The following is an 18,248-nucleotide window of genomic DNA, read 5'->3' as shown; positions in this document are numbered from 1 at the left end:
ATATCTTGCTTTAAGATACGGGGGGCTGCAAGTAGCATATCTACTTTCATGGCAACCCTGTATAAAATTCAACCTGACAGTGACGAAAAGCTGATTACAGTACCATTAACACAGCGCTAATTATGACACCTGTGATGAGAAGCTGAACAAGACAAAAACCCATTATATCTCTGGCTTTTAAGCCCGCAATTGCCAGTACCGGAAGCGCCCAGAATGGTTGGATTAGGTTTGTCCACGCATCACCCCATGCCACCGCCATGGATACCTTACTAACATCTGCACCAAGTTCGAGTGCTGCCGGCAAAACAACGGGGGCTTGCACAGCCCATTGACCGCCACCAGATGGAATAAGCATATTTACGATACCTGCACTTAGAAAACTGTAAAGCGCCAGCGTATCAGCTGTGGCGGCACTAATTAGCCATTGAGAAAGTTCCCTCGCAAGACCCGACTGAACCATTATCGCCATAATCCCTGCGTAGAAAGGAAACTGTAGCACAATCCCACTGGCTCCCTGAATCGCCTGCTGCATGCTATGCAATAAACGCTCAGGCGTACCGTGTAAAATAATAGCAAGGAACAGAAATACAAAATTAATGATATTAAGGTTTAGCGTGCCGCCTTTGGTGAAATGCAGACAAAGATAAGCAACACCGGCCAGTCCGGCCAATAGGGCAAGAATAGGGTTACGTTCAAGTTTTTCTGCCGGGCTAATATGCCCGGATGGAGTTGGTGGTTCAGGCTCTTTCAAATGCTTCGCTTCAACATAGACCCGTTCAGCTTCCGGCGGCATCATTGCCCTGTTTACGACTGGCATAATCACAAAAAGGATCGCCAGAAGCGTCATATTCAACGGCGAGAACAAGGTATCGCTGGTGTTGACAACACCAATCAAATCTTCCGCAAAATGACCAGGGGTAGCAATAGTTAGGGGAACAGACCCAGCCAGTCCACCGTGCCACACAACAAAACCTGAGTAAGCACTGGCGACGAGTAGGCGATAGTCCACTTCAATTCGCCGCGCTATAGCTTTAGCAAATAATGCTCCTACAACCAATCCGAAGCCCCAGTTAAGCCAACTTGCTAACATAGATACCAGCGTAACAAGGACAATAGCTTTACCGGGCGAAGCCGCTAAACGAGCAATAGTATTCAGTGCGTTCTTCATTATTACAGTACTGGCCAGCATATGACCTGACACCAGAACCAATAACATTTGCATGGAGAATGTGAGCAGGCTCCAAAAGCCTTCTCCCCAATATTCCAGTACCTGGGTCACTGGTTGTTGTTGCATAATTACTGCAGCACCCATAACCACAATAGTTAACGCTAAAACAAAAACAAAGGGATCAGGAAGGTATTTTTCTACCAAATTGACAAAAGGTTTCGCGGCAGCGCCGAGCATTGTTAATTTCCTTATGGCCCTGTTTCTATGTTTACACTTGTGTATTACTGTAGCGTCAGATTAAACAACAGACCACTGCTGTTTGTCTTTGAGACATTTAGCAAAATTAAAATTGGTTCCCAGCCCGTTCAACTGACAAATTTCAACTAGTCGTTTTCGGCCTGCCAGGCCAGAATAGCTTCTTCTGCGGCGCGAAAGGCCTCAATCCCGGCTGGCATGCCGCAATACACGGCAGAGTGCAGCAGGACTTCCTGGATTTCCGCCACGCTACAACCGTTGCGCAAAGCCCCTCTTACGTGGCCTTTAAGCTCGGTAGAGGCTTTCAGCGCAGCCAGGGTGGCAATAGTCACCAGACTGCGGGTTTGCTTATTAATGCCATCGCGAACCCAGGTTTCGCCCCAGGCGTTACGGATAACCATATCCTGCAGTGGCTGGCTGAATTCAGAGGCGTTATTCATGGCCCGGTTAACATAGGCGTCGCCCATTACTTCACGGCGTATTTTCAGCCCCTGTTGATAAGTATCATTGTCTTTACTCATATCGCCTCCTGCTTGATGGGTTGTGGCTCTGGTGGATTTACTGCATACAATAAACCAAAGCGATGGTTACCCTGTATAGCACGTTGGTACAATATGCCTCCGGTTAGCAGCAGGGCAAGAAACTCAGCCGCTGGCCCGGCATACCAGATCCCCCATTCTCCCCACATTAACGGCGATACAAAAATTAAGGGCAGGGCAAACAGATAGGTTTTGGCAATACTTAATATGCCCGCCCGTCTGGCGTCACCGATACTCTGAAAATAAAAGCTGATCAGCATTAGCGGGCCCAGCAGGAATAGCGCAAGGCTTACCACCGGCAGTAATCTGGCTATTTCGCTGGTTACCGCCGGGTCGTCAACAAATAACAAGCCAATATCGGCGCGCAGCCACCACAACAACGCTTCGGTTACCACGCCGTAAAGCAGGGCAACGCCCACGGCAATACACAAGCTGCGATTAGAGCGCTGATATTGCTCCGCGCCAACGTTGTTGCCCACAATACTTTGCATGGCCAGGCCCAGCCCCAGTAATGGCAAATAAATAAAGGTCATTACCCGGGTGATCACGCCATAGGCGCTAACTGTAACTTCGTAGCTGTCGGGCAGCCATTGCTGCAAACTAAACAGAATCGCCCCCGACGTGAGTGCCACGCCTACGTAGGTCAGACTTGATGGCGCGCCCAGTGACAAGAACTCGCGCCATCGGTTGCGCACCAGCGTTAATGCAAAAAGTGGTAACCCGAGACGATTTTTGTGGCTGCGGCGAAAACCCCACACCGCACACAGCGCAATGATTTGGGCGGCAATGGTGCCATAGGAGGAACCCGCCACGCCAAGTTCCAGCAGCACGATAAACACATAATTCATCACGCCGTTACCTACGGTGGTCAACAACGAAACCAGGGCAATAAAACCGATATGGCCCTCGCTACGCAGACTGTCTGAGGCAACTCCCAGCCAGAATATCAGCGGCGCTCCGAACATGATGATACTCATGTAGGTAAAACTCATTGCGGCCTGCGCCTGATTACCATTGTTACTGGCCAGCGCCAGTGCCTGACCGCTCAGGCTGAATACCGTCAGCAGGATAACGCTGATAACCAACGCCAGGGTAAGTGCCTGAGCATAAGCGTTGCGTGCTTCATCATGTTTGCCTGCACCACACAGGCGGGCCATTACACTGGCAAAACCGCTGGCAATCCAGGTCGACAATGCAATCAGTACCATAAATAATGGAAACATCGCGGTCACCGCTGCCAACGCATCGGCTCCCACAAAGACACCGATAAAATAAGCATCCACCAGATTAAGCGAACCACTCACCACCATCATCAGAATAATCGGCAGCGCGGTTTTCAAAAACACCCGCGTTAACGGCGGGCTAACGTAGGGGTTGTGGCTAGTTTGTTCCGTCATGGGAGTCATTTCCTATGCTGAGCAAGCGGTTAAACTTGTCCTGATATATTGCCTGCAGCGCCTCGGGCCAATTGCCTATCGCCTGCGAAAACGCCGCTTCGTCGAGGCGATATAGCGCTCGGGAGGCCGCTTCAAAGCCGGCTTCATCCTCAAATACACGCATCATGCTGTACAGCTGATCCTGCTTAATGCGTCGTTCCTGCGGTGGTGTCATGCTGCTCATTGCCGAGTCAATCAGGCGGCGCAACGTCGTAGAGGCGCCCCCTCGTTGTACCGACAACCACTCCCAGTGCTCAGGGAGTAAGGTGACTTCTTTTGAGATTACGCCAAGCTTAGGACGCCCGCGTTTTTTAGCAGGCGGCACCAGTGCAGCAGGCAGGCGCTTAATCACCTCTTCGGCATCGCCGCGCCAGTCGATGTCCACACGCTTACCATTGTCCAGTTTGTATAAATAAGGTTCGGCGTCGGGGAACTGCTTTAGAGCTTCGCGAATAACCGCTGGCAACTCACCCTGAGCGATCAGCGATTTATTGTGTATCGCGATATAGGTGCTACTCATGATTTTTATTTCCTGATTAATTTTACCGGGGTAAAAATAGCAAGCGCACAAATTCAAATCAATATTACCCGGGTAAAATTAGGGTGAAATCTGGCTGGAAAATACATGAGGCGCAAAAATAAAGGGGTCAGAGTACATTATCGCTCTGGCGATAATGTACTCTGACCCCTTTATTTTTTATTTTTGGGTGGTGTTGTTAGCCTACGGCTCTCGGGCGCAGTACCTTGCCCATGCTGCGGTCGCGCATACGGGCTGAAATTTCACGGCCAGCCCGTTTTACTGAAAGAGCGGTGCGGTCGAAGTCAACCTGTCCCATTTCACTTTTGTCCCAGGCAACCCCCACCGAACCTATGACTTCATCACCGGCGTTAAACACAGGGGCGCTGGCGCCAATCATACTGCGGGTGAACTCCCCGCTGGATTTTGCATAGCCTTCATTGCGGATAGCCGCCATATTAGCGCGAAATTCATCCCAGCTTTCACCCAGCCCGGCATCAATAATTTCGTCCTGGCGACGATTATAGATACTGCGCAACCTGTGTGCCGATAAATGGGCAAGAATGACTTTAGACATGGCTCCACGCAACAATGGGCGGCGTTGCCCGCGACCCATCAGGTCAGCCGGACTGAACGGTACCAGAGACTCACGAACACACAGCACGGAGTTCTGAAACAGGGTACAAAGTAACGCAGAGTGGCCAGTGGAATCACACAGTTCCTCAAGCACACCTTCCGATGCCTGCAGCAGCGGATCGGTATTGCGAATCTGCAGGTCGAGTTCAATAATGCGCGGCCCCAGAATATAATAACCATTGCCTACAGCACTTATCAGGCCGGCACTGGCCATGGAACGAATGTAGCGATAACCAGTGGAGCGGGACACTTCAAGCGCGGTAAGAATTTCATTGGTAGCCCAAAGCGGGTTGTCTTCGGTAAAGAGGTCCAAAATACTGAGCATGCGGGTAAGACTGTTTGCACCGGCGTCACGCTCCTGCTCACCTGCGTCGTTCATTTTGTCTTTACTGATTGGCTGTTCTTTTTTTGTCATGATGCATAATGACCAAGCATTAACCCGGTGACTTTTAAATATTCAACATACCAACGTATTGAGGGCAACTCAACTAATCCGTTAAGAGCATAGATGAATACAAATAAGTTCATTTTGATAGCCAGTGAAACATAAAGCTTCTTTAATAAGGCTCCAAGGCATTTATAGGGATATAAGGTTTTGCTTGTCCATCTCTCGATTAAATTTCGTATTTTATTCATAGTTTTACTTTTTATTACGGGGTGCAACGCCACACCACCCAGCGAACCGATTGGCAATCCGGTCGGCAGTCCAACCGCCGGGTCACAGGAGTTTACACTTGCCGAAGCCCGTTACGGGCATTCCGTTGCCAACGATGGCGACAAAATCTATGTCTTTGGCGGCACAACCAATGATGGCTTTTCCGGCGATATCGAGATTATCGATCCGCAAACCAAAAAATCGCAATTACTCAAAAACAAACTTATTCCAAGACGCTATTTCAGCGCCGTGTGGGACGGTAAAGAGTCGGTTTATATTATTGGCGGCATGAGTCTGGAGGGTAGACGTCCGTACCTACAATCGGCCGTTGAAGTGTTTAACACCCGCACCCACGAAGTCACCCAGGCCCCATCGCATACCCGTGCCACCCGTATGAACACGGCAGTGTATTCAGACGATAAGATTTACGTGTTTGGCGGTACCACTGCAGGCGCCGGCCTGCGCAAGGGACTCAAACATGTCGCGTGGGTAAGTGTGTATGACACCAAAACACAACAATGGACCGAGTCAGACGATATGCCGTTAGCCTTTGCCACCGAGGCTGTTGTTTATAAAAACGCAATTTATTTAGCCGGCGGCTTCAACGGCAGAAAACAGTTCGATACCTTTTATGAATTTACGCCTGCTTCATCACAATGGCGCGAACTCACTCCCCTGCCGGTTGAAACCAGTGCCCACTCCATGACCATTATCAACAATAACCTCTATACGTTTGGCAATTACGACGAAATGGAACAAACCCTGCGCTATAACTTTGATACAGGAGATTGGAGCAACGCAAACCTTCCCCTGGCTCCTCGCCGCCATACTGCAAGTACGACCCTTGGTAATGACATTTATGTTATCGGCGGTACGGAAGGTCGCTCCGGCTTATTCATAGACAGCGTGCAGATCTTTACCTTCTGAGAAGGGGCTTAGCGCCCCTTTTAGGCAAACCAATGACGGGTGCGGTTAGCAAACCACACTAACGACAACATCACCGGCACTTCTACCAACACGCCCACCACGGTAGCCAGTGCCGCACCGGAATGCAGACCAAACAACGAAATGGCTACCGCAACGGCCAGCTCAAAGAAATTAGACGTGCCGATCATACACGCCGGGGCGGCTAGGTTATGGGGCAGTTTCAGCTGTTTGGCAATAAAATAGGCAATGGCAAAAATACCATAGGTCTGGATTAACAGCGGGATTGCAATTAATACAATGGCCTGGGGCTGATCAAGAATGGTTTCTGACTGAAAGCCAAACAGCAACACCACAGTAGCCAGCAAACCAACGATAGACCAGGGCTTCATGGTTGCCAGAAACTGGTTCAGGCGCGAGTGATCATCGCCTTTATCAAGTTTTTTACGGGTTATGGCGCCAGCTACCAGCGGGATTAATACATACAACACCACCGACAAGAACAGGGTATCCCAGGGTACGGTGATATCGGTTACGCCAAGCAGCATACCGGCGATTGGCGCGAAAGCGAAAATCATAATAATGTCGTTAATCGACACCTGTACCAGGGTGTAGTTAGCATCGCCTTTGGTTAGCTGACTCCACACAAACACCATGGCGGTACAGGGCGCTACGCCTAATAGGATCATCCCGGCAATGTACTCAGTTGCCGTTTGCGGGTCGACCCAGTCAGCAAAGAGTCCTTTAAAAAATAACCAGCCCAGCAGCGCCATGGTAAATGGTTTTACCAACCAGTTAATGACCAGGGTCAGCGCCAGACCTTTCGGTTTTTTACCTACGTCTTTTAACGACGAAAAATCAATCTGCACCATCATCGGGTAGATCATCAGCCAGATAAGCACCGCAATGACCAGGTTAACGTGAGCGTACTCAACACTGGCTATGGTTGCGAATATGCCCGGCGCCAGACTACCCAGCACTATGCCTGTAATAATAGCGAGCCCGACCCATACTGATAAATAACGTTCAAATAATCCCATTACCTGACTCCTTAAATAGAACGCTGGTTAACCCGCTCACTGAGCTTCTCGGCTGACTCCACACGCTCTGAATAACGGTCGACAAAATAGTCCTTGTTGGTGCGCAGCAGCAGGGTAAATTTCATGAGTTCTTCCATCACATCGACAATGCGATTGTAGTAAGGCGAAGGCTTCATTCTGTCGTTCTCGTCAAACTCCATAAAGGCTTTGGCCACACTGGACTGATTAGGAATAGTCACCATCCGCATCCAGCGACCGAGCACCCGCAGCTGGTTCACCACGTTAAACGACTGCGAGCCGCCACATACCTGCATTACCGCCAGGGTTTTGCCCTGCGTAGGGCGCACGCTACCTACGCTCAAGGGCACCCAGTCTATCTGACTCTTAAAGATGCTGGTCATGGAGCCATGCCGTTCAGGTGAGCACCACACCTGCCCTTCAGACCACATCATCAGCGAGCGTAATTCCTGCACTTTGGGGTGGTTTTCATCTTCCGTATCGGTTTGCGGCAATCCTTCAGGATTAAAGATTTCAACCTCTGCGCCCATACGGCTTAGTAGCCGCGCACATTCCTCCACCACCAGCCGGCTAAAGGAGCGTTTACGAAGCGATCCGTAGAGTAACAATATACGCGGAGCATGGGCGACAGCCTCGGTCTGGCATTTTTCAAAACTGGGGCTATCCAGCTGCGACTCATCAATATTGGGCAGTGAAGTATCGTTAATGGTCATTATTGCGCTCCCAGTGCAGCCAAAGCGGCTTTAAGTTCGGCGGGCGATGCGCTTAGCTCTGCCACTGGCAACAGCTTGTTCACCCGTTCTGTGATTTCGCTGATGCAGGCGCGGAAGGCCGCTGCTTTTTGCTCATCGCTACCTTCCACTTTCGACGGATCGCTCAGGCCCCAGTGCACTTTGACAGACTTTCCGAACCACACCGGGCAACTCTCTGAGGCTGCTGAGTCACATACAGTCACCACCACATCCGGCTCAAAGCTCTCAAATTCATCCCACGATTGGCTGGTTAGCCCTTCAGTGGGCACGCCGGCTTCAGTGAGATACTGTAAAGAAAGCGGATGCACCACACCGGAGGGCTGACTACCGGCACTGCGGGCAGTGATTTTATCACCGGCCACATAATTGGTAATGGCTTCAGACAAGATGCTACGGCAACGATTATGGGTACAAATATACAGAATTTTCATGACGACCTTTGCTTTATGCGTAGTTACTGACAGCCCGGCCCTTGCTGCCGGTACTGATGAAGTTTATCGATGGCGGTACTGAAGTAAGACCGATTGTTATCAGCGGCCAGGCGGATGACATCCAGCGCCCAGCCAGGTAAATCCTGGTGCAGCCGGTAATACACCCACTTACCGCGCCGTTCATCCTGCAAAATACCACAGCGTCGCAGTTCGGCTAGATGACGGGATACCTTGGGCTGATCGAGCTCAAGTGCGGCAATGAGATCGCATACACAGGCTTCCTCAAAATGACTTATCAGCAACACTGACTGCAGTCGGGTGTTATCCGACAGGCATTTGAAAAGTTGTAATGGCATCATTTAACATATACCTTAAATCACATATGTAAAATATCATATATGTGTTATTGCATATGTCAAACACAAAAAAAGCGGTGATAAGGTTGCTCCTATCACCGCTTCTAAAGTCAAGACTGAAGAGAGAACTTATCCTTGCCCTGGCGCGTAAGGAAATTTGCGCGACTGAAATTCTTTCAGACTCCCCGCCGGTTTTGGCAGACCGGTAGGGATGGGACGTTCAGAAATCGTCTGGAAATACAGCACACTGGCATCCCGCCACCATTGGGCTTCCTGTTGTTGAATGCTCAGGGCCATTTCCACCTGACGAAACTGGTTGGCATCGATGTAGGGTTTTACCTGCTGCCAGCGCTGCTGCATGTCGCTGACGCCATCAACACCCCGGTAATAGTAACTGACCAACTCGTTCCATAGGGTCTCGCCATTCTCCAGTTGATAATCCCACGGCAAATGATGGAACCATAGCAACAATTCCTTCGGTGTCGTTTCAGGATTAGCGAACTTTTGTTGCCAGTAAGGCGCATACTGACTAACAGCATCAGTGCCAGACGCGGTGCGATCGAGGCCAATACCCTGTTTATCTGCACGATGGTAATACACCGGGTTCCAGTCTGCTCGCCCCAGGTTGTCTACCCATGGACCCGGCCCGTAGTGGTGACCAGAGTCCATCAGGTGATGCAGGCCAAGCGGTGTCATGTATTCCACAACATACTCCCGCGATGGCATCATTATGGCCTCCACCTGCCGGACGGCTTCTGGTTGCACGGTGAGCGTTTGCTTGATCCATTCATTGGCGATTTGCTTTGCGCTTAGCGTATGATCCCAGGCTAAACGGCCAAAGGCATACCAGTTAGACTGAGCAAAGATATGACCGGTCCAGTTGCGCTGCATGCCGGTATTCGCTACCCCGGCGATACCGGTAAGTTTGTGGTTGTACAACGAACCGTCCACCACTTTAGCCACGGTCGAGCCCGGGCCTTTAACATGAGTATCGGCATCCATCGCCTCTTCAAACAACGTGCCCAAATAAGCTAAGTGAGTGGAAAAACCGAGGTATTCCTGGGTAATTTGCAGCTCCATAGCCAGCGGCGTTTCTGGCGTAGCGCCAAACAGCGGGCTGAACGGTTCGCGCGGCTGAAAATCGATAGGGCCGTTTTTCACCTGCAAAATCACATTGTCCATAAACTTCCCGTCCAACGGCACAAACTCATCGTACGCCTGCAGGCTGCGCTCTTTGGCCGGATTATTGGCGTACACAAAAGCCCGCCAGAACACGACGCCGCCATGGGGCTTTAATGCGCTTGCCAGCATATTCGCGCCTTCGGCATGCGTGCGACCGTAATCACCCGGGCCAGGCTGCCCTTCGGAGTTGGCTTTCACCAGAAAGCCGCCAAAATCCGGGATTAGCTGATAAATTTCCGCCGCTTTGTGTTTCCACCACTTTTGTACCTGCGGGTCGAGGGGATCTGAGGTGTCCAGCCCGTCCAGCTGTTGCGGTGAACTAAACTTGATCGACAGATACATTTTTATGCCATAAGGACGCACAATGTCGGCCAGCGCTTTAACCTTTTGCAAATACATGGGAGTAAGCATCAGGGCATTGGCGTTAACATTGATTGGCACCATACCATTAATACCAATACTCGCATTGGCTCTGGCGTAATCGTAGTAACGCTGGTCTTTATCAAGTGGCAGGCGATGCCAGTCAAAAATCGACTCACCAGCATAACCACGCTCTGTGTGACGGTCTAGGTCATCCCAGTGATTCAGTAAGCGACGTTGAATTTTTGGGTTTTGCAGTACCGACAACGAATCCAGCGGCTGTTGAATAAACACCAGACGTAACAGGTGATAACTGCCATACAATAAACCAATATCCGTTTTTGCGGTGATCAGGATATCGTTACCGTGGCGCTTAAGAATAAAGCCTTCATCACCGAGTTGCGCAGTCACATCAGCCTGCAGGTTGAAGCGTGCCTGAAGTTCGGGGGTAATCTTTTGTACTAATAAGGTACCTCTCGACTGCCCTACCCGGTTAGCAAACGCCCGGCGAAATTCATCGCGAATAATATTGTGGGTCTCGGTGTGGCCAACCACCTTTAGTGTAGCCGCCGGCAAGGCCGCATCGATGACATCGTAGCGCTGCCAAAGACGGTAACCGTCTTCGCCGCTAAAATCCGGCACCGCCATTACCCGGGCGCTGATCAGTAACAATAAACAGACAACAATTCGCACGCAAAACTCCAATGACTAACACATCATACAGAGCCTATCACTGCCAATTTTGAGCGTCAGCGAATAAGTAAATTTAGTGTTAACAACATAATAAAACGTAATAAGAAATAAACTTTGTTGTAGTCAGGTATTTCCAATTGTCTTCCGGTCCACGAGAAATATTAAGAGCGAACAACTGCAGGGCGCAAAAACCACCGACCTTTATTAATCATTAAATAGTTACCCAACAGAATTAACAGCAGACCCACAGAGCTGCTATGAGTCCAGTGATAGCCCTCGTACAGAGCAGACAAACTCAGCGCCACGACCGGAAAAAGTACCGTGGTGTAGGCAGCGGTACCCGGTCCAACGCGACTGACCAGAGAAAGATAAGCAGTGAAGCCAATCACAGAACCAAACAATGCTAAATAAAACAGGCTAAAAGTGTATTCAGCGCCTGTTCCCCAGGCAAAAGGCACACCACGAACCACACAGATAGCCAGCAACAATACAGTGCCGTACATCATGGCCCACATATTACTCTGTAGCGGTGTGATACCCGCTTTGCCATGGCGAACTGAAATCATATTACCGAACGAGAAGAATAAGGTACCCAGTGCTGCCAGACCACACCCTTTTAGAGTAGTAAGCCAACTGTCATCGAGGCGAATTTGTGGCGCCATTAACAATGCCAGGCCAACTACGCCAAACAAAGAGGCAAGCCAGACATAGCTTTCTACTCTGGTTTTAAAAAATATCCGGCCGTTAATGGCATTGTAGAGCGTAGCAAGGCAAAAGATGACTGATACCAGGCCAGAGGGAATATAACGGGTAGCGTAATAGAAACAGATGAAGTTGAGCGAAAACAGGCAGGCTCCCTGCGCAAAAAAATACAGTTGATCCTGCCGAGTGCCAATCCGCCCCTTTTTCAGCAGTATCACCAGAGGGATCATTATTGCAGTGGCCAGCCCAAACCGATAAAACACCGACACCACAACATCCACATTGCCCAACTGATAATAAATAGCCAGCCAGGTGGTCCCCCAAATGGCGACGGTTGTTACATATAAAAACAGTGTCATAAGCTTTACTCACAGAGAAGGAAAGCCAGGAGCATAGCCTCGGTAGCGCAGAAAAACTGGGACATTCCTGACATTTTGGGACGATCCTGCGGTTATTTTACGTCTTCTCTTTACCAGGCGTTAAATTATCCTTTGCCCGCTCCCGGCGTTGATGAATAATAGAACAATGACGAAACAGGCAATCTTCGACACCTTATCCCATTCTAACGCCACACTCAGAGGGGAGCTGCGCCTGCCTGATGATATCCGTCTGGCCGCCTGGCAAAATGAGCTGGACAGAGTGAGTTATCATACCGACGAAGTACACACGCTGTAGCTTTACACCACGGGCGGTGAGCAAACTTATCGCCTTGATGGGCGCGGCTCACAGCGGAATGGCTTTAAGGATGCAATTTGTATCATCCCGCAACAGCAGGAATCGGTGTGGGAGATCCAGGGACGTTTTGAGTTTACTCACCTCTATTTTACCGACAACCACCTGCGGGAGTTTATTGCCCGGGAGCTGGATCTTGAGCCCCGTTTGTTTGCCCTGCCGGACCACTCATTTCTGCAACATGTTCCACTGGCAGCTGCTCTGCAGCAACTGGGGCAGCCTCAGGACTGGCATGACGACATCCACCAGCTTCACATTCAATCGGTAGTCCAAAACGTGTTTGCCGAATTATGTAAGATGCAGTCACGCAGGGCAGCACAAAAGGTGCGCATTTATGGTGGTTTGAGTTTACGCAGCAAAAAAACCGTGCAGCAATATATTGAGGATAACCTGCAACACTCCATCACCATTGCAGATATTGCCAGCACGGTAGGGCTTAGCGAGTTTCACTTTGCCCGGGCATTTCGTCAGTCATTTTATACCTCTGTGCATCGCTACATCGAATCACGGCGAGTGCAGCGTGTGCGTGAACTACTCACTCAGGGGCAAAAGCTCGTTGATATTGCTGATGCCGCCGGTTTCAGTGATCAAAGTCACTTATCCCGGGTGGTAAAACGGCAAACCGGTGTGACGCCTAAAAGCCTAAAGCGCTACCTTAACTGCCAACCGCGCTAAACCATTCCAAGGCCCAGTTTTCCGGAAAGCTAAACCCACTACACTGGTGGTTTTACTCCGGACAGACAAATGATTATCCGACCTCTGCTGTTATTACTCAGCGTGCTGCTATGCTCCGCCACAGCAGCGCAAAATTCACCACTACAACTGGCCGAGTCCTATAAGGGCGACATCGCCATTGGTGAATACCTGGTGAGCGAAAAGCTTGACGGTATTCGGGCGCGCTGGACAGGCACTCAGCTTATTACCCGTAATGGTAACCCTATTTACCCGCCCCCTTGGTTTACCCGCAACTGGCCAACTGAACCTCTGGACGGTGAACTGTGGAGTAAACGGGGCAGCTTTGAGGAGATTGCATCCACCGTACTGAGTCATCACCCTGATGATCGCTGGCAGGCAATTAAAATGATGGTGTTTGACCTGCCTGATACCGACCTGCCCTTTGAAGAGCGCGTCGAACGCATGCAAACACTAATCGCTCAAGCCAATAACCCTAGTCTGAAAATGATTGAACAGTTCACCTTGGATTCGCTACCTGCGCTGGAAGATGCCCTGGATAACATTACTCAACAAGGTGGCGAAGGACTCATGCTCCATCATCGCCGGGCGCACTATCAGCAGGGGCGCAACCCGGGTTTATTAAAGGCCAAACGCTACCAGGACGATGAAGCCAGAGTGCTTGCCCATCTGCCCGGTAAAGGCAAGTTCAGGGGCATGATGGGCTCATTGTTAGTGGAATCCCGCCAGGGTCAGCAGTTTAAAATTGGCAGCGGTTTTAGCCTGGCCAACCGCCAGTCGCCACCAGCAATTGGAAGCTGGGTAACCTATAAGTATTATGGTCTTACCCAGCGCGGCATTCCGCGTTTCGCGAGCTTTCTGCATGGCCGGCCGGAGGAAGACAACCCCGTTAAACATTCACCGCCGGATTAACTAACGTCAGAACCTAACGATATTCAAGGCTCCAAACCGACAACTACTGCCTATTAGACTGTACAAGCAGTGCAAAACGATCCATCCTAGGCATAACAACAAGAAACACCAGCAACGAATGAGTGCACTCGGCGAAACCTGATCACACTGCACAAATCCTTGCCCGGTGACATCAAGCCTACAAGACACGCAAACTAGTTCAGTAACGGCTACTATCACAATCACAAACTGCTACCCGAATTCTGAGTAGCAAGTTACCAACGCCGATTCTGTTTATACACTCACGCTAAAGCACGGTTTATCGTTGCTTTGCATACGACTTACAAGGAAATAACCTGGGTATGTGGTTAAGCACAGAATGCAATCTTACCTTTGATATAACAACACCTACCCCGTTTATACTGATGTTGCGGCCTCGGAATGATTTTAATCAGTGGGTGGCTGAGCAAACCTATACCATTTCGCCTAATGTCCCGGTAATTGAATACAACGACAGTTTTGGCAATTCGTGCCAGCGGTTAGTGGCGCCGGTTGGCACGTTTTCAGTGCGAACCTCGGCTAAGGTGTTAACGTCGCCGGCGGTGATAGGCGACCGCTGGGCAGGATTTAACGAAATAGACACCCTCCCCAATGAAGTGCTGAGTTACCTGCTGCCTTCACGCTATTGTGAATCGGACCGCTTTGTAGAAATGGCCCACAGTATTGTGGCCAATTGCGTACCTGGCTATGAGCAAGTCGCGGCTATCGAGGACTGGATCCGAACCAATGTGCACTTTAACCCTGACTCACTCTACTTTCAGTTATCCGCTACCGAAGTGAACCAATCCCGCGAAGGTGTTTGCCGTGAGTTAGCCCATTTAGGTATCGCGCTATGCCGTAGCCTGTGTATTCCGGCCAGAATGGTGGTGGGTTACCTGCACGGCTTAACTCCTATGGACATGCACGCCTGGTTTGAAGCCTACGTGGGCGGTCGCTGGTATACCTTTGATGCTACCCAGCCTTCGTCCGACGGTGCGCGTGTAGCGATTGCCTTTGGTCATGACGCCTCAGATGTTGCAACTTTCACGCAGTTCGGCCCAGCCGTACAACCCAAAGTCATGACGGTTAACGTAAGTGAAATCGAACCGCCTGATGAGGCTAACCAAAAAGCCTGAAGCACCTGCCAGCAAACCATTCAACAAAACAGGCCTTAATCGTATGAGGCCTGTTTTTTCACCTATCACAATAGCAATTTTGCGATGAACGCTCAGAGCGTATCCTTACCTCAATAACATCTTCTCTTGCTACTTTCTTCGAAGGCTAAATTTGAAGAAGTGGCACTGTGAAATAACTACTATTGCAATGAAAACCCTATAGTCCGGTGGCAGCACTGAAATTCCGGAAACACTGTAATACACTGATTTAAAAGACGAAAACACAAATTCCAAAAGTGGTCTCTGACTTGCACCCGTCTCTGAAAATGTTGATATCAGGAGACAAATAATGTCAGAGACAGTAAACACGGTAAATCCTACCACCGAGCAACTCGTTGCAGAATACACTCTTATGTCTGAAGCTGAGGCGAATCAAGCAGTCGATTCGGCCAACACGGCTTTTCTGTCATGGAAGAAAACCAGTTTTGCCGAGCGCGCCGAGCTGATGAATAACCTTGCCGACCAAATCGAAAAACAGTCTGATGCCATTATCGGTTTGATGGTTAAAGAAATGGGTAAAGTGGTAGAGCAGGGTAAGCAGGAAGTGGAGCTCTGCGCTGCGATTTGTCGCTATACCGCTGAAAACGGTGCCAGCGTATTGGAAGATGAAAACCGCGTATTTGAAGGCGGTACGGCGATAATCACCTATCAGCCGCTTGGCGTTATCCTTGGGATCCAGCCCTGGAACTTTCCACTCTACCAGGTGATTCGTTACAGCGCGGCGAACATTATGGCAGGCAACACAACCGTTATGAAGCACGCTAAGAATGTCTTTGGCATGGCTGAACTTATTGAAAAACTCTACACCGACGCAGGCTTTCCGGAGCATGTCTATCAGTCGCTGCTTATTGATGGCAAAACGGCCAGTGCACTGATTAAACACGATAAAGTACGCGGTGTGACGTTTACCGGCAGTGATGGCGTAGGTAAGTCAGTGGCAGAAACAGCCGCCAGCTTAGCTAAGAAGACGGTTCTGGAACTGGGCAGTAATGATGCGTTCGTAGTGTTGTCAGACGCCGATGTCGAGACTGCCGTTAAAGCCTGTGTGCAGGGGCGCATAGTGAATAATGGCGAGACCTGTGTGGCAGCAAAACGCTTTATTATTACTAAGTCGGTTTACGACCAGTTTAAAACACAATTTTTAACAGCGTTTAAAGCTCTTAAAGTGGGCGATCCGCGCGATGAAGACACCGACCTTGGCCCGATGGCCCGTGAAGATCTCCGTGATGAATTGCATAAGCAGGTAATGGAATCGGTGGCAAAAGGCGCTTCTATACTGCTGGGCGGCGAAGTGCCCGACGGTAAGGGCTGGTTCTATCCGGTAACTATTCTGGAAAATATAAAGCCGGGCATGCCTGCCTATGACGACGAATTATTTGGTCCTGTCGCTTCGTTTATTAAAGCTGAAAACGATGCTGAAGCCATGCAAATTGCCAACGACTCGCGTTATGGCCTCGGCGGCGGCATCTTTACTACAGACAAGGAAAAGGCAATCAAACTGGCGCGAGAAGAGTTTGATACCGGCATGGTGAATATCAACGGCTACTCTTTGGCTCAACCTAACCTGCCATTTGGTGGCGTTAAGGACAGTGGTTATGGCCGTGAGCACGGTGGCTTTGGAATGCGTGAATTTGTTAACGAAAAGACGATTTTCATTTCTGAATAAGACTAGCGGTCATTAATAGAACGGGATGAGTGGCTTAAAGCCACTCATCTACATCCTGCCCACCCAGTATTGCCATAATTTCAACCTCAACACCATTGAAGCGATAGTAAATACTGTCGGCACCATAAGCACAACGCCTGTATCCCTTTCGAATATGCTCAACTGATTGATATGCAGCGGGGGTCGTCGCTATTTTTTCAAAAGTATGAAAAAAAACCTCAAAGTACTTATCCGCCTGGAGTTCGCCATATTCGGCAAAACCGTAGGCATAAATGCGTTTGAGATCCTGTTTGGCGTTCAGCGATAACTTGTATCGATTCATCTATCGTTTCAAATCAGCTTTAAATTCTTTCAGCATATCTTCGGGGGTTTGATCAACGAAACCACTATTTTCTGCACTTTCCAGCTTTTGATTGATTGCCTCGGCGCGTCGTGCCCGGCGAATCAAATCGTTTACGAGTTCACTTTTGTTTGCATAGTCCCGGTTTTCTTCAACCTGGCTCTTCAGCCATTCATCATTTTTTTCAGTCAGGGTAATACTTTGACGAGGCATAATTATCACTCCACCAGCTAGCTATTGGTGCGATTTTACACCAGACATTCTTAAATGTCTGCTTGTTGTTGATCACAGTTACCCAGAACTATTCATGAGAGGGTCAAACATAATGAGAGCGCAGGATTCTGTTACGGTCAAATGCCGACAAAGAACAATTGCCCTTATCAACATTTAAACAAAATCAAACAAAACAACAATTTACAATCATTTTATTTGTCCACCTCATTTACCTTATTGTTAAATTTTGTTAGCCTCCCCCGCGATTTCCAATAGAGTGGAAATGTTCTTTAAATAAGGATTTAGAAAAAGTGCAAAAAACAATAATAGCTGCCTGCCTGTCTACATTACTTGCCTCTCCGGCGCTCGCAAATACTGAGAACGAATCCCAACAATCCAACGGTAAATTTAGCGCTGGGGTAGGTTCATACGCGCTTGTCGTTGAAGCTGAGTAAGCGATCATTTTAGACCGTCTTTTCCCTGCGGTGCTACTCCGTAAAATAGCCTCCGTAGATTTTACTAACGGAGACTTTACTGATGGCAACAAAAAGACGTACACGCGAGCAATGGCAGGAATTGGTTGATAAGCAAGCAGCAAGCGAACTGTCGGTCAGTGAATTTTGTGCACAGCATGCGCTAACAGTATCAAATTTTTATCTGTGGCGTAAAAAACTGAGCGATGATAGTCAATCGCTTGCGCAGCAGGATAACTGGCTTGCTTTTGATATGCCCACGAGTGGGAACCAGAGTGCAGGCTCTACCTGGGAGATTGAATTAGCCTTGCCCGGTGGTGTGGTGCTGCGGATGAACCGGGCCGCCTGATGTTACCCTTATC

Annotated in this window: 20 protein-coding genes; 7 read left to right on the top strand and 13 right to left on the bottom strand. The window is 49.5% G+C overall.

The genetic code is table 11. From position 1 onward, the window contains the following. Window positions 1-94: 94 nt before the first annotated feature. The 5 genes from D9T21_RS12420 to D9T21_RS12400 all read right to left on the bottom strand — a co-directional run bounded on the left by D9T21_RS12420 (window position 95) and on the right by D9T21_RS12400 (window position 4,966). Complete coding sequence (locus tag D9T21_RS12420) at window positions 95-1,405, bottom strand: short-chain fatty acid transporter (protein ID WP_123325320.1); 1,311 nt, start codon at window positions 1,403-1,405, stop codon at window positions 95-97. 146 nt (window positions 1,406-1,551) lie between these two features. Further along, window positions 1,552-1,944 (bottom strand): carboxymuconolactone decarboxylase family protein, encoded by a 393-nt coding sequence (locus D9T21_RS12415; protein ID WP_123325319.1) that lies wholly within the window; start codon window positions 1,942-1,944, stop codon window positions 1,552-1,554. Further along, window positions 1,941-3,359, bottom strand: coding sequence for an MATE family efflux transporter (locus D9T21_RS12410; RefSeq protein WP_123325318.1), 1,419 nt, complete (start codon window positions 3,357-3,359; stop codon window positions 1,941-1,943). Before D9T21_RS12410 ends, D9T21_RS12415 begins: the two co-directional genes overlap by 4 nt. Next, window positions 3,343-3,918 carry a DUF2239 family protein gene (locus D9T21_RS12405; protein WP_123325316.1) on the bottom strand — a complete coding sequence of 192 codons (576 nt, stop codon included), beginning with the start codon at window positions 3,916-3,918 and terminating at the stop codon, window positions 3,343-3,345. The genes D9T21_RS12410 and D9T21_RS12405 overlap by 17 nt, the downstream gene beginning before the upstream one ends. A gap of 196 nt (window positions 3,919-4,114) precedes the next feature. Beyond that, a complete protein-coding gene (locus D9T21_RS12400) occupies window positions 4,115-4,966 on the bottom strand; it encodes an IclR family transcriptional regulator (protein WP_123325314.1) in 852 nt (283 codons plus the stop codon). Window positions 4,967-5,146: 180 nt separating this feature from the next. Between D9T21_RS12400 and D9T21_RS12395 the strand changes: the two genes are divergently transcribed. Then, the gene (locus tag D9T21_RS12395; RefSeq protein WP_123325312.1) at window positions 5,147-6,133 is read left to right on the top strand and encodes a Kelch repeat-containing protein; all 987 of its coding nucleotides are present in this window, start codon (window positions 5,147-5,149) and stop codon (window positions 6,131-6,133) included. Between the two features lie 20 nt (window positions 6,134-6,153). On the opposite strand, the gene arsB is transcribed toward D9T21_RS12395, so the two are convergent. The 6 genes from arsB to D9T21_RS12365 form a co-directional block, all read right to left on the bottom strand. Further along, window positions 6,154-7,170, bottom strand: a complete 1,017-nt coding sequence (gene arsB, locus D9T21_RS12390; protein ID WP_123325311.1) for an ACR3 family arsenite efflux transporter — start codon at window positions 7,168-7,170, stop codon at window positions 6,154-6,156. An 11-nt stretch (window positions 7,171-7,181) separates the two neighbouring features. Continuing rightward, on the bottom strand, window positions 7,182-7,901 hold the full coding sequence (gene arsH, locus D9T21_RS12385; RefSeq protein WP_123325309.1) for an arsenical resistance protein ArsH: 720 nt from the start codon (window positions 7,899-7,901) through the stop codon (window positions 7,182-7,184). Beyond that, window positions 7,901-8,371 (bottom strand): arsenate reductase ArsC, encoded by a 471-nt coding sequence (locus tag D9T21_RS12380; protein WP_123325307.1) that lies wholly within the window; start codon window positions 8,369-8,371, stop codon window positions 7,901-7,903. The genes arsH and D9T21_RS12380 overlap by 1 nt, the downstream gene beginning before the upstream one ends. A gap of 23 nt (window positions 8,372-8,394) precedes the next feature. After that, complete coding sequence (locus tag D9T21_RS12375) at window positions 8,395-8,730, bottom strand: metalloregulator ArsR/SmtB family transcription factor (RefSeq protein ID WP_105934826.1); 336 nt, start codon at window positions 8,728-8,730, stop codon at window positions 8,395-8,397. 126 nt (window positions 8,731-8,856) lie between these two features. Continuing rightward, window positions 8,857-10,962, bottom strand: a complete 2,106-nt coding sequence (locus D9T21_RS12370; RefSeq protein WP_241155705.1) for an alpha-glucuronidase family glycosyl hydrolase — start codon at window positions 10,960-10,962, stop codon at window positions 8,857-8,859. A 161-nt stretch (window positions 10,963-11,123) separates the two neighbouring features. Continuing rightward, the gene (locus tag D9T21_RS12365; RefSeq protein WP_123325305.1) at window positions 11,124-12,023 is read right to left on the bottom strand and encodes a DMT family transporter; all 900 of its coding nucleotides are present in this window, start codon (window positions 12,021-12,023) and stop codon (window positions 11,124-11,126) included. A gap of 166 nt (window positions 12,024-12,189) precedes the next feature. Between D9T21_RS12365 and D9T21_RS22735 the strand changes: the two genes are divergently transcribed. From D9T21_RS22735 to D9T21_RS12345, 5 genes are all read left to right on the top strand, one after another. Next, window positions 12,190-12,339: a hypothetical protein gene (locus D9T21_RS22735; protein ID WP_164464670.1), complete on the top strand. Its 150-nt coding sequence runs from the start codon at window positions 12,190-12,192 to the stop codon at window positions 12,337-12,339. A gap of 105 nt (window positions 12,340-12,444) precedes the next feature. Next, the gene (locus tag D9T21_RS12360; protein ID WP_123325303.1) at window positions 12,445-13,071 is read left to right on the top strand and encodes an AraC family transcriptional regulator; all 627 of its coding nucleotides are present in this window, start codon (window positions 12,445-12,447) and stop codon (window positions 13,069-13,071) included. 69 nt (window positions 13,072-13,140) lie between these two features. Next, complete coding sequence (locus tag D9T21_RS12355) at window positions 13,141-14,001, top strand: DNA ligase (RefSeq protein WP_123325301.1); 861 nt, start codon at window positions 13,141-13,143, stop codon at window positions 13,999-14,001. 341 nt (window positions 14,002-14,342) lie between these two features. Next, window positions 14,343-15,155, top strand: coding sequence for a transglutaminase domain-containing protein (locus D9T21_RS12350; protein ID WP_123325299.1), 813 nt, complete (start codon window positions 14,343-14,345; stop codon window positions 15,153-15,155). 328 nt (window positions 15,156-15,483) lie between these two features. Next, window positions 15,484-16,860 (top strand): NAD-dependent succinate-semialdehyde dehydrogenase, encoded by a 1,377-nt coding sequence (locus D9T21_RS12345; protein WP_123325298.1) that lies wholly within the window; start codon window positions 15,484-15,486, stop codon window positions 16,858-16,860. A 34-nt stretch (window positions 16,861-16,894) separates the two neighbouring features. Here the strand turns inward: D9T21_RS12345 and D9T21_RS12340 are convergent, their stop codons facing one another. Next, window positions 16,895-17,182 carry a type II toxin-antitoxin system RelE/ParE family toxin gene (locus tag D9T21_RS12340; RefSeq protein WP_123325296.1) on the bottom strand — a complete coding sequence of 96 codons (288 nt, stop codon included), beginning with the start codon at window positions 17,180-17,182 and terminating at the stop codon, window positions 16,895-16,897. Then, window positions 17,183-17,413: a ribbon-helix-helix domain-containing protein gene (locus tag D9T21_RS12335; protein WP_123325294.1), complete on the bottom strand. Its 231-nt coding sequence runs from the start codon at window positions 17,411-17,413 to the stop codon at window positions 17,183-17,185. It lies immediately after the preceding gene. A gap of 537 nt (window positions 17,414-17,950) precedes the next feature. On the opposite strand from D9T21_RS12335, the gene tnpA reads away from it, so the two are divergent. Continuing rightward, the gene (tnpA, locus tag D9T21_RS12330) at window positions 17,951-18,235 is read left to right on the top strand and encodes an IS66 family insertion sequence element accessory protein TnpA (protein ID WP_123325293.1); all 285 of its coding nucleotides are present in this window, start codon (window positions 17,951-17,953) and stop codon (window positions 18,233-18,235) included. Window positions 18,236-18,248 lie beyond the last annotated feature (13 nt).

The organism is Marisediminitalea oceani (assembly GCF_003731635.1).
GTDB lineage: Bacteria > Pseudomonadota > Gammaproteobacteria > Enterobacterales > Alteromonadaceae > Alteromonas > Alteromonas oceani.
This window is presented reverse-complemented; position numbering and strand designations above follow the sequence as displayed.